15 protein-coding genes are annotated in these 14268 nt (G+C 41.5%); 10 read left to right on the top strand and 5 right to left on the bottom strand.

What is annotated here, in order from left to right; translation table 11 throughout:
- Positions 1–2: 2 nt before the first annotated feature.
- A complete protein-coding gene (locus tag N6H18_RS11875) occupies positions 3–677 on the bottom strand; it encodes a DUF4296 domain-containing protein (protein ID WP_262308492.1) in 675 nt (224 codons plus the stop codon).
- A gap of 47 nt (positions 678–724) precedes the next feature.
- Between N6H18_RS11875 and N6H18_RS11870 the strand changes: the two genes are divergently transcribed.
- The 7 genes from N6H18_RS11870 to N6H18_RS11840 all read left to right on the top strand — a co-directional run bounded on the left by N6H18_RS11870 (position 725) and on the right by N6H18_RS11840 (position 6679).
- Positions 725–1603 (top strand): DUF58 domain-containing protein, encoded by an 879-nt coding sequence (locus N6H18_RS11870; protein ID WP_262308491.1) that lies wholly within the window; start codon positions 725–727, stop codon positions 1601–1603.
- Positions 1596–2489, top strand: a complete 894-nt coding sequence (locus tag N6H18_RS11865; protein ID WP_262308490.1) for a hypothetical protein — start codon at positions 1596–1598, stop codon at positions 2487–2489. The genes N6H18_RS11870 and N6H18_RS11865 overlap by 8 nt, the downstream gene beginning before the upstream one ends.
- Before the next feature lie 4 nt (positions 2490–2493).
- Positions 2494–3531 (top strand): vWA domain-containing protein, encoded by a 1038-nt coding sequence (locus N6H18_RS11860; protein ID WP_262308489.1) that lies wholly within the window; start codon positions 2494–2496, stop codon positions 3529–3531.
- A gap of 79 nt (positions 3532–3610) precedes the next feature.
- Complete coding sequence (gene cobT, locus N6H18_RS11855) at positions 3611–4651, top strand: nicotinate-nucleotide--dimethylbenzimidazole phosphoribosyltransferase (protein ID WP_262308488.1); 1041 nt, start codon at positions 3611–3613, stop codon at positions 4649–4651.
- Positions 4648–5424, top strand: coding sequence for an adenosylcobinamide-GDP ribazoletransferase (locus tag N6H18_RS11850; protein WP_262308487.1), 777 nt, complete (start codon positions 4648–4650; stop codon positions 5422–5424). The genes cobT and N6H18_RS11850 overlap by 4 nt, the downstream gene beginning before the upstream one ends.
- Entirely contained in the window at positions 5409–5969 is a 561-nt protein-coding gene (gene cobC / locus N6H18_RS11845) for an alpha-ribazole phosphatase (RefSeq protein WP_262308486.1), read from the top strand. Before N6H18_RS11850 ends, cobC begins: the two co-directional genes overlap by 16 nt.
- Positions 5966–6679: a Dph6-related ATP pyrophosphatase gene (locus N6H18_RS11840; RefSeq protein ID WP_262308485.1), complete on the top strand. Its 714-nt coding sequence runs from the start codon at positions 5966–5968 to the stop codon at positions 6677–6679. The genes cobC and N6H18_RS11840 overlap by 4 nt, the downstream gene beginning before the upstream one ends.
- 63 nt (positions 6680–6742) lie before the next feature.
- Here the strand turns inward: N6H18_RS11840 and meaB are convergent, their stop codons facing one another.
- The gene (meaB, locus tag N6H18_RS11835; protein WP_262308484.1) at positions 6743–7723 is read right to left on the bottom strand and encodes a methylmalonyl Co-A mutase-associated GTPase MeaB; all 981 of its coding nucleotides are present in this window, start codon (positions 7721–7723) and stop codon (positions 6743–6745) included.
- 218 nt (positions 7724–7941) lie between these two features.
- Here meaB and N6H18_RS11830 point away from each other — a divergent pair, with 218 nt between their 5' ends.
- From N6H18_RS11830 to N6H18_RS11820, 3 genes are all read left to right on the top strand, one after another.
- Positions 7942–9186 (top strand): CHASE2 domain-containing protein, encoded by a 1245-nt coding sequence (locus tag N6H18_RS11830; protein ID WP_262308483.1) that lies wholly within the window; start codon positions 7942–7944, stop codon positions 9184–9186.
- A 27-nt stretch (positions 9187–9213) separates the two neighbouring features.
- Positions 9214–10137: a hypothetical protein gene (locus N6H18_RS11825; protein WP_262308482.1), complete on the top strand. Its 924-nt coding sequence runs from the start codon at positions 9214–9216 to the stop codon at positions 10135–10137.
- A 116-nt stretch (positions 10138–10253) separates the two neighbouring features.
- Positions 10254–11150, top strand: a complete 897-nt coding sequence (locus N6H18_RS11820; protein WP_262308481.1) for a hypothetical protein — start codon at positions 10254–10256, stop codon at positions 11148–11150.
- Between the two features lie 15 nt (positions 11151–11165).
- Here the strand turns inward: N6H18_RS11820 and N6H18_RS11815 are convergent, their stop codons facing one another.
- The 3 genes from N6H18_RS11815 to N6H18_RS11805 form a co-directional block, all read right to left on the bottom strand.
- Complete coding sequence (locus N6H18_RS11815) at positions 11166–12092, bottom strand: aspartate carbamoyltransferase catalytic subunit (RefSeq protein ID WP_262308480.1); 927 nt, start codon at positions 12090–12092, stop codon at positions 11166–11168.
- On the bottom strand, positions 12092–12637 hold the full coding sequence (pyrR, locus tag N6H18_RS11810; protein WP_262308479.1) for a bifunctional pyr operon transcriptional regulator/uracil phosphoribosyltransferase PyrR: 546 nt from the start codon (positions 12635–12637) through the stop codon (positions 12092–12094). Before pyrR ends, N6H18_RS11815 begins: the two co-directional genes overlap by 1 nt.
- Before the next feature lie 77 nt (positions 12638–12714).
- The gene (locus N6H18_RS11805; protein ID WP_262308478.1) at positions 12715–14268 is read right to left on the bottom strand and encodes a hypothetical protein; all 1554 of its coding nucleotides are present in this window, start codon (positions 14266–14268) and stop codon (positions 12715–12717) included.

Raw genomic sequence — 14268 nt, 5'->3', positions numbered from 1 at the left:
TATTAATTCTTGGGTTGTAATTTCTTGTCTAGCGCAGCTCTCTTCTTCAAGTCTCCAATCTTTGCACTATTTGTCTTCGCCTTGGTTTTGGCAGGCTGTTCACTGACGGTTTTTGTCGTATCCATATGGCTCGCTTTGAGCAAGGAGTCCCTACTCAGTAGCTGATACAATGAATCCCCATTCAACAACCCCAAAGAATCCGTCTGCAACAACAGGATCAATGAATCACGTGCTGCTGTAGTCAAAGTATCACTTAGCGCTTTGGCAATTGAATCTGCCTCGGCCTTTTTTCTTTCTTTCTCAGCTGCCAGTGCCTTTTCATACTCTTCCTCTGCCAAGGTCGCATTTTGATCGTACACATTGAGACTGTCTACCACTACTTCGTAGATTTTGTCCAGCAGCTCTGGTCTAGCCATGTAGTACCCAAAACTCTTCTCAAACATTTTTTTATTCACACCATGAGACTCCAGGAGTTCCTTTTCTAGCGAATTGTACACTTTGGTAGCCGAGTCGGACTTTAGTTTGAGCATGAGTACTTTGGCTTCCAAGACATGCTGGTCAATCAAGATTTCTGTCATCTTACTTTTTGAGATCAGGTTTTCACTATCAGAGCGCTTACAAGCGTTAAGAAATGTTAATGTTCCCACTGCTAGGAAAAAAATAATTTTGTGTCTCATATAAATTTTAAGATTCGCTTAATTTTAGGCTTCCAAAAGTACAATGAATGAAGGACATCCTCAAAAAGCTAAGGAAATACGAGATTAGAATTAGGAAGGCCTTAAACTCCCAAATGCAGGGAGATTTTCATTCGATCTTCAAGGGGTCGGGCCTAGAATACGATGACGTCAGGTCATATCAGTATGGGGATGACGTGCGTACCATCGACTGGAATGTGTCCGCCAAGGGTCACGGCACCTTTATCAAGACGTTTAAGGAAGAAAAAGAGCAAAGTATATTTTTGATCCTAGACGTCAGTGCTTCACAAAAAATAGGCAATGAGGGCCAACAAAAAATTGACATCAGTAAAGAAATTTGTGCCCTTTTGGCCATGTCAGCCATCAAAGAAAATAACCAAGTAGGTCTTATTTGTTTTTCAGATCAGAAAGAAAAATATGTAAAGCCAGGCAAAGGCATGAAACATTCCTTTCATTTGGTCACTGAGATTTTCAAATTGGTGCCTGTTTCGGTTAGAACCAACCTGAGCAAAGCCTTTAGATTCACTCTCGACCTCCTCAAAAGAAAGAGTGTGGTGATCCTCATTTCAGATTTCATTGATGAAAATTACCACCATGATCTCAAAGGTTTGGCTAGATTGCATGACTTGGTCGTGATACACATCACCGACATCAGAGAGACGACTTTTCCTAATCTTGGCATCATACCGCTCAAAGACCAAGAATCTGGCAAAACACTTTGGAGAAACACCTCTTCTGCCGAGTTTCGCAACATTCTCAACCAGACGTTTGGAGAAAAGCAGATCGAATTGGAACAATTTTGCAGAAAGAATCAAGCCAACTACCTCAAGATCAGAACAGATGAGGATTATGTCCCCCAATTGATCAAAATGTTTAAAGTCAGAAATAAAATGAGAAAGAGTGGGTAAGCGTATCATCTTATTGTGGACAGCAGTGATGCTAGGACAGGCTGTACATAGTCAAGACATCCAACCAAGAGGACAATTCCTGCAAGACAGTCTAAAAATTGGCGAAGAAATCCAATTCAGCCTGGCTGTGCAATACCCCAAAAACTGGCAGGTAATCTTCCCAGATTCTACTTTCGACTTCTCACCTTTTGAGTTCAGCAAGAAAAAATACAGCCCCACGCACGCAGACAGTACTTTGGCTTATGACAGTGTTATCTACACCATCAGTAGTTTTGAAATCGACCTGATTCAACGACTACAATTGCCCATGTACATCATCCAACAAAATGACAGCATCGAAATCCTGTCCAATTTTGATTCGGTGTACTTGCAAGAGATGGTTGCGGTACTGCCAGATAGCATCATACTCCGAAACAACCTTGATTTTCAAGCCCTGCATTATGACTGGAACTACTTGTATATAGGTATTGGTGCAGCCATTTTGTTGATTTTATTGGTAGGCAGTTATTTCCTATTCGGGAAAAACCTACGTGCAAAATACAGACTGTACTTGCTCAAAAAGGACTATGAGCGATTCGTGCTACAATTTGAAAATGCCGTCAATCAGGTCAAAGCCAATCATGACAACACACACACCATCGAAGCGGCAGTTCTCTTGTGGAAAAAATTTATGGAGAGATTAGAGGATCGTCCCTTCACCAAATATACTTCCAAAGAAATCCTATTGGCAGGATATGGCGATGGACTTAAAGATGTATTAAAGAAAATTGATCAGTCCATTTATGGTAAAGTAGCCATTGATGACATACACAGCAACCTAGAGGCATTGAACCACTACACGGCAGAAAGATACGAACTCAAAAGAGAGGAGGTAAAGCATGCTTAAACAAATGGCAGAAACGCAATGGTTGTCCCTAAAATGGTTTACATGGGAAACGCTGCAAAGCTTCCAATGGGAGTTTCCTATCGTTTTTTATGCCTTCTATGCTTTTCCTTTGATCCTCTTGGTATGGATACTCATCGATCGATTGAAAAGACAAAGTCTCGCCATAGCACTGACGGAGAAAGACATCAAATGGAGTCCAATTAGTATCCTGCGTCATGTGCCCAACATCATCTTGTTGTTAACATTTACATTGTTGCTCTTGGCACTAGCCAGACCACAAAAAACCAACGAAAAAGTGGAACAATGGACAGAAGGGATCGATATCATGATGCTGATCGACATCTCTGAGTCCATGCAAATCGAAGATTTCAGACCCAACAGATTGGAGGCTGCCAAAGACGTAGCACGCAACTTCGTCATGGGGCGATTCCAAGATAGAATCGGTTTGGTCGTATTTTCAGGTGAGGCCTACTCTCGCTCACCGCTCACCTCAGACTATGAGCTGCTCAATACTTACATTGACGACATCAACTTCGACTTGATCGAAAAGAGCGGTACTGCCATCGGCTCAGCCATTGCGGTAGGGACCAATCGCATGAGGGAATCAGAATCGAAGACCAAAGTCATGATCCTACTTAGTGATGGAGACAACACTGCAGGAAACATCGACCCAATCATTGCCGCAGAACTGGCTGATGCCTACGATATCAAAATCTACACAATCGCCATCGGCAAGGAAGGGAAAGTACCATTCGGACAGGATTTTTTCGGACGCACACGCTATGTAGAAAACACCCTCAACGAAACCACGCTTCGCAAAATCGCAGAAATAGGCCATGGACGATTCTTTAGAGTATCAGACAATCAAGCCTTGGAGCAAGTATTTGAGCTAATCGACAAATACGAAAAAGCCGAAATCAAAGAAAACAGATTCAAAGACACCACAGATTTTTACACCGTCTACCTCATCTGGGGAATGATACTGTTTCTGCTCTGGTTGCTATTGAAGTCGACCTTCATCAGCAATATCCTACAGGATTGATCTAGATTTTAGATTCTAGATTTTTAGAACCAAGATAAAATAGAATACTGGTCAACAAGAAACCAGCAAAACCAAAAAAATGCTAGACTTCCATATCCACCAACCTGACTCTTCCCTCTTGGAGGCCATCAAACACAAGATTGATTTCAAAACCAAACCTTTAGGTGCCCTAGGCAGACTGGAAGATCTCTCCAAAAAAATATGCCTCATTCAGCAGACCACCACTCCTGAGTTGACTCACCCTACAATCTTGGTTTTTGCAGGTGATCATGGATTGGCACGAGAAGGTGTCAGTGCTTTTCCTCAAGAAGTCACTCACCAAATGGTCATGAACTTCCTAGCAGGAGGTGCTGCTATTAGCGTTTTTTGCAAACTCCATCAGTTGAATTTGCAAATCATCGACGCAGGTGTCAATTATACTTTTGAGACTCTCCCTAACCTGATCAATAAAAAAGTGGGATATGGCACCAAAAATTCCTTGACCGAAGAAGCCATGACTCCCCAAGAACTGGAACAAGCAATCCAGGCTGGAACTCAACTAGTCCTGCAACAACGTGAATCAGGATGCAACATCATTGGCTTTGGCGAAATGGGTATCGGCAACACCTCGGCGGCCAGCCTACTTATGGCGGCACTCACTGGTATCAGTATCAACGACTGCATCGGTCGAGGAACAGGCGTAGACGAAAAGGGTCTCGCGCACAAAGTCAAAATACTCCAAGCCGTGTATGACCATCACCAAGACAAAACCTCAGACCCAATGGCATTTTTCAGAAGTGTGGCCGGATACGAGATGGCGATGATGCTCGGTGCAATGCTTCAGGCAGCCGAGAGCAAGATGATACTGCTGGTGGATGGTTTCATTGCCAGTTCGGTGTACCTGATGGCCCATCGACTGTATCCTGCCATAGAGGCTTACGCGATATTCTGCCACCAATCCAACGAACAAGGACATAGCAAAATGCTGGAATCTGTCTCTGCCAACTCTATTTTACATCTTGACCTGAGGTTGGGTGAAGGCACAGGCTGTGCCCTAGCCTATCCCCTGATCCAGTCTAGTGTGGCCTTCATCAACGACATGGCAAGCTTCGAAAGTGCTGCAGTATCTCAAAAATCATGATCAAAAAAGAACTTCAGATTTTCTTCACGGCACTCATGTTCTACACACGCATCCCGTGCCCATCTTGGATCGATCACGCAGCAGACAATCTCAACAAGGCCACACGCTACTTTCCATTTATTGGATGGATAGTAGGTGGAGTCAGTGCTGCCTTTTTGTATGGGTTCAGCATGATTTTACCCATCAGCATCTCAGTAGTCCTTTCCATGGTAGTGGGGATATTACTGACAGGAGCTTTTCATGAAGATGGATTTGCAGATGTATGTGATGGTTTTGGTGGGGGATGGACCAAAGAGAAAATCCTAACGATCATGAAAGATTCGGTATTAGGCGCATATGGTGTGATTGGCATCATGCTTCTGCTCCTACTCAAATACCTCAGTATTTCTCAACTCACACAGCAATTTGATCTATTGACGGTGTGTATGATGCTCGTGATCGCTCATGCAATGAGCAGAACCACTTCAGTCTGGATGATTTTCACCGATCAATATGTGAGAGAAAACGAGGACGCCAAAGCCAAACCCATTGCCAAAAAAATGACACTTGGTAGTTTCATCACAGCCAATATTTTTGGTTTTGTACCTCTGGTATTTCTATGGGATTTCAAAATTATGCTTATTGTACCTGTTTTGCTCTTAGTCAAAATCTATTTTTCTCGCTACTTCAAAAAATGGATCGGTGGCTATACGGGCGATTGTCTCGGCGCAGTACAACAAGTCGCCGAATTGAGCATTTACCTCAGCATATTCGTGATATGGAAATATATCTAGTCAGACATACTACTCCCTCGATCGGCAAGGGAATTTGCTATGGACAAAGCAATCTACCTCTGGCCAAAGGCTACCAAAAAGAAATGGCTGTCACCATGGATTTACTTCCCCAAAAACTGGACGCTGTATATACCAGCCCGCTCGTGAGGTGCCGTACCTTCGCTTTCGAATTGTCCGAAAACAACATCGTAGATCAGCGATTATTGGAGCTAAACTTTGGTGATTGGGAACTGATAGAGTGGAAAAACATCGCGCAAAATGACTTAGATCACTGGATGGAAAACTATGTGGATTCAGCTCCCCCCAAAGGAGAGTCCTACAAGGCACTCGCAGAGAGAGTCCTGAGTTTTTGGAATGAGACCATCCAAACGCAGCACGAGCAAATAGCCATCGTGTGCCATGCTGGTCCTATTCGTGCTCTATTAGCCCATGTGCTCAATTTGGACTTACAAGATAGTTTCAAACTCGTACTAGACTACGGTAGTGTCAGTCGAGTCGATATTAATCAAGGGCATTTCAGCATAAAATACATCAACAAGACATGACCAAAATCCCCATATCTGTGAGTTGGAGTGGAGGCAAAGACTCATCCCTCATGCTCTATCACTTGTTGCAAGACAATCGCTACGAAGTAGTAGAGCTGCACACGGGTATCTCAGAAGAGACAGGTCGCGTTTCACTCCATGGCATCTCTCGTGAACTCATTGCAGCACAGGCACAATCTATCGGTATTCCGCTGGTGTTTATTGAGATTCCAGCGGACAGTTCCAACCTGAGCTACGAGACAAAGCTAACAGCATACTTCTCTGACATACGAAGCAGAAATATCTACCATGTAGCCTATGGAGATATCTTCTTGGAGGATTTAAAAATCTATAGAGACAAATTGCTGACACAATCTGAAATCTCAGGTATCTATCCCCTATGGCAGAAAGATACGACTGAGTTGGTCAATCAATTTTTGGATTTGGGATTCCAAACGATGATCTGTGCCGCCAAGAAAGAATTGTATGAGTCATCGATATGTGGCAAAGTCATGAACAGAGACTTTGTATTAAATCTCCCTCCTACAGTCGATCCTTGTGGTGAAAATGGTGAGTTCCATACCTTTGCGTTCGATGGTCCGATATTCAAAAAGGCCATCGTATGCAATCAACTCCCCACAATCGAAAGGTCCTACCAATACCAAGTAGATAACCAAAATCTAGAAGTCGTATTTGAATTTGCTGATTTAGTGCTTGCACAAGTCAAATGAGGATAATTGATCGTTATCTCTACCTCAATACTTTGTATTATCTACTTCGTACTTTTCTCCAGACTACAAATAGCGGTTCTCAAACCAACGCATAAATTCATCCACAGCAGTAAATGTATCCAAAGTTCCCTCAGCCAACTTCTCTAAAAGTTCAGTTCGCTCAGCAGAGATTTCGGGATTATTGAGCAATCGTTTCAGCATGACTACTTCTATTGATTTAACAAAATAATTGCTGCGCTGACTGGTTCGATTTTGATCAAACAAACCTGAATACTTTTGCGCTGCACAAGCCTTTTCTATCATTTGGTACACATCATGGATTTTCTCTCCCGTCACTGCCGAGCAGCATAGTACAGGTGCTTGTTTCCCTTTGTCTTGAGAATAATGCAGCGCCTCTTTCAATTGTGATTGGGTGGTCATCGCCTTTTGCACCAGCTCCCCGTCACATTTATTGACTACTATACCATCCACCATTTCCATCACTCCCTTTTTGATTCCCTGCAACTCATCACCAGCTGCAGGTTGAGCCAGTAACAGAAAAAAATCTACCATTCCCCTGACCATGTATTCCGATTGTCCAACACCCACTGTTTCGATGATGACACGATCAAAACCCGCAGCCTCGCACAACAGGATTGTTTTGTAGGTACTTTGATTCACACCACCATAGTAATTGTAGGTGGCACTGGGTCTTATGTACACTTTAGGATTCCTACTCAATTCATTCATCCGGGTCTTGTCACCCAGAATACTCCCGCCAGTCTCAGGACTACTAGGATCTATCGCCAAGATGGCCAATTGATGCTCTTTCGTCATGATTTGACCGATCGACTCGATAAAAGTACTCTTCCCCACCCCTGGTGAACCTGTGATTCCAATCCTAAGGGATGTAGAATCCACGTGTCCGAGCTGAGTCAATATCCGCTGAGACAGTTCCATATCACTACTGCGAGTACTTTCTACAATAGAAATCGCCCTAGACAAGACTTTTCTATCACCACTTCTAATTGCATCCACATAATATGTAGCGTCTTTTCTATTCATTTTCAATCCTTGTTACTATAAATCTACCTGTCTTCCTAGGTAATAATTAGGTATCTTCTCTACAGAATGCTTATGTTTATACTTTGTATCGGGGCATTCATCGAGTAATAGACGGATGTTAGTTCAAGTAATTCTATTTCATCTAATTTTACAATCATAGGTTACAATTAAGCACTTAGCCTGATAAATAATCGAACTTGACCTTAAAGAAAATCTGAATGTTTAAAAAATTCTGGTTAGACACAATTTACGCATTAGTATTCATCCTACTCTTAGGATTTGTTGTAACCCAAGCCTTTGCCTTCAAGATATTTGATGTTTTTGACCCTATTGGTGACGCATTTGCTGATATGGAGAGTACAGACATTGTGTTCTCACAATTGAGAGAAGACCCCTTGGGTGAAGAAGAAATCGTCATTGTCAACGTCGGTAACCTCAACCGCCAAGGAATCGCTGACTTGGTCAACATTATATCTGCTTCAGAGCCCAGAGTAATCGGCATGGATATGTTTTTTCCTGACCTTAAACCAGATACTTTAGGAGATTTGGCACTCGCTTATGCTTTTTCACAAGTTGAGAACTTGGTATTGGTGAGCAAACTAGAACTACCTAATGAGAATGAATCCTTTGACTCTCTGGCAGTCTCCAACGAACTGTTCAATCAATATGCCGAAACTGCCTATGCCAATTTTATCACAGGTGCCGCCGATCAGGATGACATCAAAGTTTGTAGGACTTTCGCTCCCAAAGAATATGCAAAAGGTGAATTAGAATATTCATTATCGATCAAATTGGCCTACTACATGGACTCTGTAAAGACCCTCAACTTTCTAGATAGAAACAAAGATGTAGAGGTCATCAACTACCGGGGCAACATCTTCGATTATGGAGCCACGCAGGCTCCCATAACTTATTTTGCATTAGATTGGTACCAGGTATTTGATGGTCAATTTGACCCTGAATTGATCAAAGACAAATGTGTTCTTTTCTGTTTCCTAGGAAAAGAACTCGGTGATAGACAAGCACTTGAGGATAAATATTTCACTCCGCTCAACACACACTATGCTGGCAAAGGCCATGCGGACATGTTTGGGGGTGTGATACATGCCAACATCATCTCTATGATCTTAGCAGAAGACTACATTGATGAGATGAATGACAATATTGAAACCATCATTGCGATCGTGCTACTTTACTTGAATGTTGCTTTGTTTGCCTTCATTTATCATTCCTTACCAAAATGGTATGACGGTTTGACAAAACTTATACAATTAATAGAAGCTTTTTCGTTATTTAGCTTAGGACTCATCATATTCAATGTCTATAATTATAAAATCGATACGACATGGATGATTTTGGGGGTTCTGATAGCAGGAGATGCCTTAGAGGTGTATTTTGGAGTGGTTAAGAATCTTTTTACTAAAGAAGGAAGAAGAGAACTAACTGAATTAAATAAATTGTAATTTTGTAAATTCATTAATAATTATATCATGAGAACTAAACTAATATTTTCAACTCTTTTGATATTCTTTCTAGTCAATACCAGCTTTGGACAAGGATTTGTGTTTAGAGTATTGGCGAGTAAGGGTGCCAATCAAGTAAAAAAAGGTGCAAACGGGGAAACAGTTCCTCTAAAAACAGGGGCTACCCTAATGAGCGGAGATGAACTCATTGCCGCCAACGGAGCCTACATTGGATTAATGCACAAAACTGGGAGAACGATTGAAGTCAGAAACTCTGGCATCACCAAAATCACAGATTTGGAATCAAAATTAGCAAAAACGCAAAATGACGTGGCTAATAAGTATGCTCAGTTTGTGATGAACAAAATGAACGAAGGAGACGGTGACATCAACAGCAACTATCGCCAAAACATGAAGGCGACTGGAGCGGTAACAAGAGCAAGCAGCAGCAACGCTCTCAAAGTAATGCTCCCAAGCTCTGTGGATATTCTTAACCCAGATGCGATCATCAGATGGTCTGCAGCACCAGAGGTAGAAAACCCAAAATATGTGGTAAGCATCAAAAACATCTTCGACGAAGAAATTTTTAAAGGTGAAACAGATAAAACAAGCATGCCAATCAATTTTGATGATGAGAATCTATCTAATGAGAGATTGGTCATCTTGACAGTAACTGTCAAAGGGCAAAAAGACATTGTCTCTGGTGATTATGGTATCAAAAGAATCTCTGCAGATGATGCATCTGCAATCAACGAGAGTCTAGATGTCTTGAAAACCGAAGTTCCAAATAACTCTGCTTTGAACAAATTGATTTACGCTTCCTTCTATGAAGAAAACAATTTGATCCTAGATGCCATCACACAATACGAGCAAGCCATCCAGCTTTCTCCAGAAGTAGATGATTTCAAAATGTTGTACGACGACTTCTTAATGAAGAACGGTCTTCAATAAAAACTAGAGAAAAATTAATGAATTAGACCGCATCATATGATGCGGTTTTTTTTGCACTTTACAGATTGTAGGCTATTTTTAAACGCATTTACATCAAGTGCATCAACTTTATCGCTATGAAAAAATACCTTTTGACCCTCACTACTTGTCTGATTTCCTTGGCTACTCTTGCGCAAACTTTCGAGTTTAGAGTGTTGGCAAACAAAGGGGTAAACAAGCTTCAGAAGTCCGACAACTCAGCCCCCACCTTCTTGCGAACAGGTATCAAAATGAATGAAGGTGACGCATTGATTGTTGGTACCAATGCCTACATCGGATTGATGCACAAATCAGGGCAAACACTGGAGATCAAAAACATGGGTAATGTGACAGTAGCAGACCTACAAAGTAGATTGGCTAAATCTGACAACACTGCCTCTAATAGATACGCCAAAGCAGTACTCACCAAAAGCACAACTGGCAGTCAAGATGTCAACGGCAACTACAGAGAGGCGGTTCACCGCTCCAACAGCACTGCCATCACGCTTATGATTCCACAGACCGTACAGGTATTTAATCCAGATGTGGTTTTAAGATGGAACTCTGTCGGTGACCAAGCCTACTACATCATCTCGGTTAAGAACATATTTGATGAAGAGATATACAGCGCAGAAACTGAAAAGACTCATTTGAATATCAATCTAAATGATGAGAACTTGGCTAATGAAGAATTGATCACAGTCAAAGTAATCGTCAAAGACAACCCTGAACTCTTCTCTCCGAGCTACGGGATCGAAAGACTACCATCGGAAGAACAAGCAAGAATACAAAACGAATTGGATGCGGTCAAAGCTGAAATTCCATATGATTCTCCTTTGAGCAAACTTATACTTGCCTCTTTCTTTGAAGAAAACAACCTGATACTTGACGCCATCAAACAATACGAAGACATCATTGAGGGATCTCCTGAGATCGAAGACTTTCAAGTATTGTACGGTGAGTTCTTGATCAACAACGGGTTGAGCAAGTTATAATATTATCCAAAGATATCAAGGTTTTGTGCCTGCGAGCAGGTACAAAACTGCCATACGAGTCGCCACACCATTTTCTACCTGATCGAGAATAATCGAATGGTGAGAATCCGCCACATCACTGGTGATTTCTACACCTCTGTTGATAGGGCCTGGGTGCATGATTACAATCTCCTTGTTCAAACTATCCAACAAAGCTTTGTTTACACCAAAATACAAAGAATACTCTCTCAAGGAAGGAAAATATTTGATCTGTTGCCGCTCCAATTGGATGCGAAGGATGTTTGCCACATCACACCATTCCAAAGCTTGACGTACATCAGACACCACTTTTACCCCGAAAGAAGACATATACTTCGGCACCAAAGTCGCAGGGCCACAAATCATAATATTAGCCCCCAATTTTTGTAAAGCAAAAATATTGGACAATGCGACTCTTGAGTGAATAATATCTCCGATGATGGCAATATTCTTTCCTTCCAAATCTCCCACTCTTTCTCTCATCGAATATGCGTCTAAGAGCGCTTGTGTAGGATGCTCATGTGTACCATCTCCTGCATTTACTATGTTGGCCTTGATATGCTTGGACAAGAAATGAGGAGCTCCTGGCGAACTATGTCTCATCACAATCATGTCTACCTTCATCGCAAGGATGTTGTTGACAGTATCCAACAAAGTCTCCCCCTTTTTGACAGAACTTCCAGACGAAGAAAAATTGATTACATCAGCCGAAAGTCTCTTCTCTGCCAACTCAAATGAGAGTTTGGTACGCGTAGAGTTTTCAAAGAATACATTGGCAATCGTAATATCACGCAGAGAGGGTACTTTTTTGATCGGACGATTGATTACATCTTTAAAATTATCCGCAGTCTCGAATATCAATTGGATATCATCCTTTGTCAAATCCTTGATACCCAATAAATGTTTGCTACTTAACTGACTCATTATTTCGATTTATCAATCAACCAAATTTTATCCTCTTTCTTACCTTGCTCTGTCAATTCCACCAAAACTTTTTGTGAAAAGACCGTATTGACTTGCTTGCCTACATAATTGGCCTCTACAGGTAGGTGTCTCGTATGAATCCTATCTATAAGGGTCAAAAATTCTACCTTGGCAGGGCGTCCAAATGCACTCATGGCATCCATAGCAGATTTGACAGAACGACCCGTGTAGAGTACATCGTCAATCAATATTACGTTTTTGTCTTCTATGATGAACGGGACTTTTGTCTCGTTAGGAGTCAGTGGTTCGTCACGTCTGCGAAAATCATCTCTGTAGAACGTGATATCCAAATAACCCAATTGAATTGGTTTTTTGATGATCTCTTCTAGTTTGGATTTGATTCTTTCAGCCAGAAAAACACCTTTTGGTTGCAGACCAATAAGCACGGTATTTTCAAAAACGAGGTGATTTTCGATGAGCTGATGACAAAGGCGGGAAATGGTTATACTTAAATGTTTGCTATTAAGTAGGAGTCTTTTCTGCATGAGCTTGATATTAGGCAAATATAGAGAGACCTGCTACATTTTGAAAAGCATTTGGAGATAAGATTCCATCTATATTTTTAGAATTCAACTTTGTTGATATAAAACACCTTTCTATTCATCTTTACCCCCTCTTGGGTCATATTCTTGATTTTTTGCATCCCGTATGCATAAAAAGACTTGTCATACCACCACTTGATTCCCTCCATCCCAGGAATGCTTTCTTTCACTTGATCGCCCTCATAGCTGAGTTCGATGTTTTCTATGGTTTTGCCCTCCAGTACACTATCTCCTTGTATGATCTTCGTTTTGAGCATGTTGTCGTGCGCATACATCAGTATTATTTTATCATGATTGACACTGACCTGCACATTTTCGATCAATGGAAACACCAGCACATCATTGATCTCAAAACTGTTGTCCCATAGGATTTCTCCATCAGCACTGAACCCAACCACTACGGCATGTGTATAATTGTACCCTAGTAGTTTGGGCTGTGCATAGACTGCTTGTTGCTGATTCAGCTGATCATACGGATTGATCATGCTACCTTGCACACTGGTATTGCTGGAATATTTGGGATAGTATGCCTCCCCTATCAAAATATACTCTTCTCCACGCTTTACAATGTCATGCACCAAGAGACGATAGTTAAACTTCAGGTTCTTACCCGATTCACGTCTCTTGTTAATTTTACGTTTCATCTTGACCTCTCTATTGTCCCCCAAATAGGAAAAGAAATTATCCAAATCACCATAGCTGTGGTATTTGATAAACTCCTGCTCGCCATTGACCAGTTTGGCCAGATACAACCCTCTCGACACATCGGAGTTTCGGTTAGAATAAGCGCCAGCTACATACTGGATACCAAAATCAAAATCTGTAGGCACTCCATCAATCAAACTCTTTTCGTAGATCGTTTTCAGAGCACTCGTATGCAGTGTCTTTCCTTCACCTGAGAAGATTTTCAATGACACGATAAAATCTTTGCTATGAGAGCGTTCGTTTAGCACTACAGTAAAAACACCTCTTTCGTCATTGACGAGTATGTCGACAATCTCACTTTTATTGTTGTAAATGCCTGGAAGTACTTTGGCCTTTTTCTCCTCCAACTGATAAAACAGCACAACGGGTCGATTGTTGGAGCTTCCTCCAAATATCAATGAATGATTCAAAACCTCAAAATGACTCAAGGTCATCGGGAGTACTGTGTTGACATGATAATCCGAAAGTGCTCCATCTGCTTTGTCCACCTTGATCACATACAACTCCTCCAATTTGTATTCATCTTTGGCAAACAATAAAAAAAATGACTCCCCATTGAAATCATGTCCCATAAATGACATCCCAAAAAGCACATTGATGTCTACAGTCCAATTTTCATTGAGTGAAGTATCTAGGTAATTCAACGTCCATATAAAACCTGAGGATGTTCTGCGGCGTGTCTCTCTGATCATCAAGATACCTTCGTCATCCCCTTGTACCAGTTCAAAACGAATATCCTCGTTGCTCACTTCGTACTCTACTCGCTTGGTTTGCATCAATATAGATGAATCACTATCAGATATAGCTTGAGAAAACACCCATAAGGGGATTCCTATCATCAACCAAGTGAGCAGAAAAATTCTAAGCAT

The sequence above is a fragment of the Reichenbachiella agarivorans genome (assembly GCF_025502585.1).
GTDB classification, from domain to species: Bacteria; Bacteroidota; Bacteroidia; order Cytophagales; family Cyclobacteriaceae; genus Reichenbachiella; species Reichenbachiella agarivorans.
Note: the sequence above shows the minus strand (reverse complement) of the source record. Positions and strands in the feature narration are given on the sequence as shown.

What these genes read in the sequence shown, in the direction of transcription:
- N6H18_RS11860 (WP_262308489.1), top strand. Translation starts at nt 2,494, where the DNA reads ATGGCAGAAACGCAATGGTTGTCCCTAAAATGGTTTACATGGGAAACG.
- N6H18_RS11825 (WP_262308482.1), top strand. Translation starts at nt 9,214, where the DNA reads ATGAGAACTAAACTAATATTTTCAACTCTTTTGATATTCTTTCTAGTC.
- N6H18_RS11815 (WP_262308480.1), bottom strand. Translation starts at nt 12,092, where the DNA reads ATGAGTCAGTTAAGTAGCAAACATTTATTGGGTATCAAGGATTTGACA.
- pyrR (WP_262308479.1), bottom strand. Translation starts at nt 12,637, where the DNA reads ATGCAGAAAAGACTCCTACTTAATAGCAAACATTTAAGTATAACCATT.
- N6H18_RS11850 (WP_262308487.1), top strand. Translation starts at nt 4,648, where the DNA reads ATGATCAAAAAAGAACTTCAGATTTTCTTCACGGCACTCATGTTCTAC.
- N6H18_RS11830 (WP_262308483.1), top strand. Translation starts at nt 7,942, where the DNA reads ATGTTTAAAAAATTCTGGTTAGACACAATTTACGCATTAGTATTCATC.
- cobC (WP_262308486.1), top strand. Translation starts at nt 5,409, where the DNA reads ATGGAAATATATCTAGTCAGACATACTACTCCCTCGATCGGCAAGGGA.
- meaB (WP_262308484.1), bottom strand. Translation starts at nt 7,723, where the DNA reads ATGAATAGAAAAGACGCTACATATTATGTGGATGCAATTAGAAGTGGT.
- N6H18_RS11805 (WP_262308478.1), bottom strand. Translation starts at nt 14,268, where the DNA reads ATGCTTAGAATTTTTCTGCTCACTTGGTTGATGATAGGAATCCCCTTA.
- N6H18_RS11820 (WP_262308481.1), top strand. Translation starts at nt 10,254, where the DNA reads ATGAAAAAATACCTTTTGACCCTCACTACTTGTCTGATTTCCTTGGCT.
- N6H18_RS11875 (WP_262308492.1), bottom strand. Translation starts at nt 677, where the DNA reads ATGAGACACAAAATTATTTTTTTCCTAGCAGTGGGAACATTAACATTT.
- N6H18_RS11870 (WP_262308491.1), top strand. Translation starts at nt 725, where the DNA reads ATGAAGGACATCCTCAAAAAGCTAAGGAAATACGAGATTAGAATTAGG.
- cobT (WP_262308488.1), top strand. Translation starts at nt 3,611, where the DNA reads ATGCTAGACTTCCATATCCACCAACCTGACTCTTCCCTCTTGGAGGCC.
- N6H18_RS11840 (WP_262308485.1), top strand. Translation starts at nt 5,966, where the DNA reads ATGACCAAAATCCCCATATCTGTGAGTTGGAGTGGAGGCAAAGACTCA.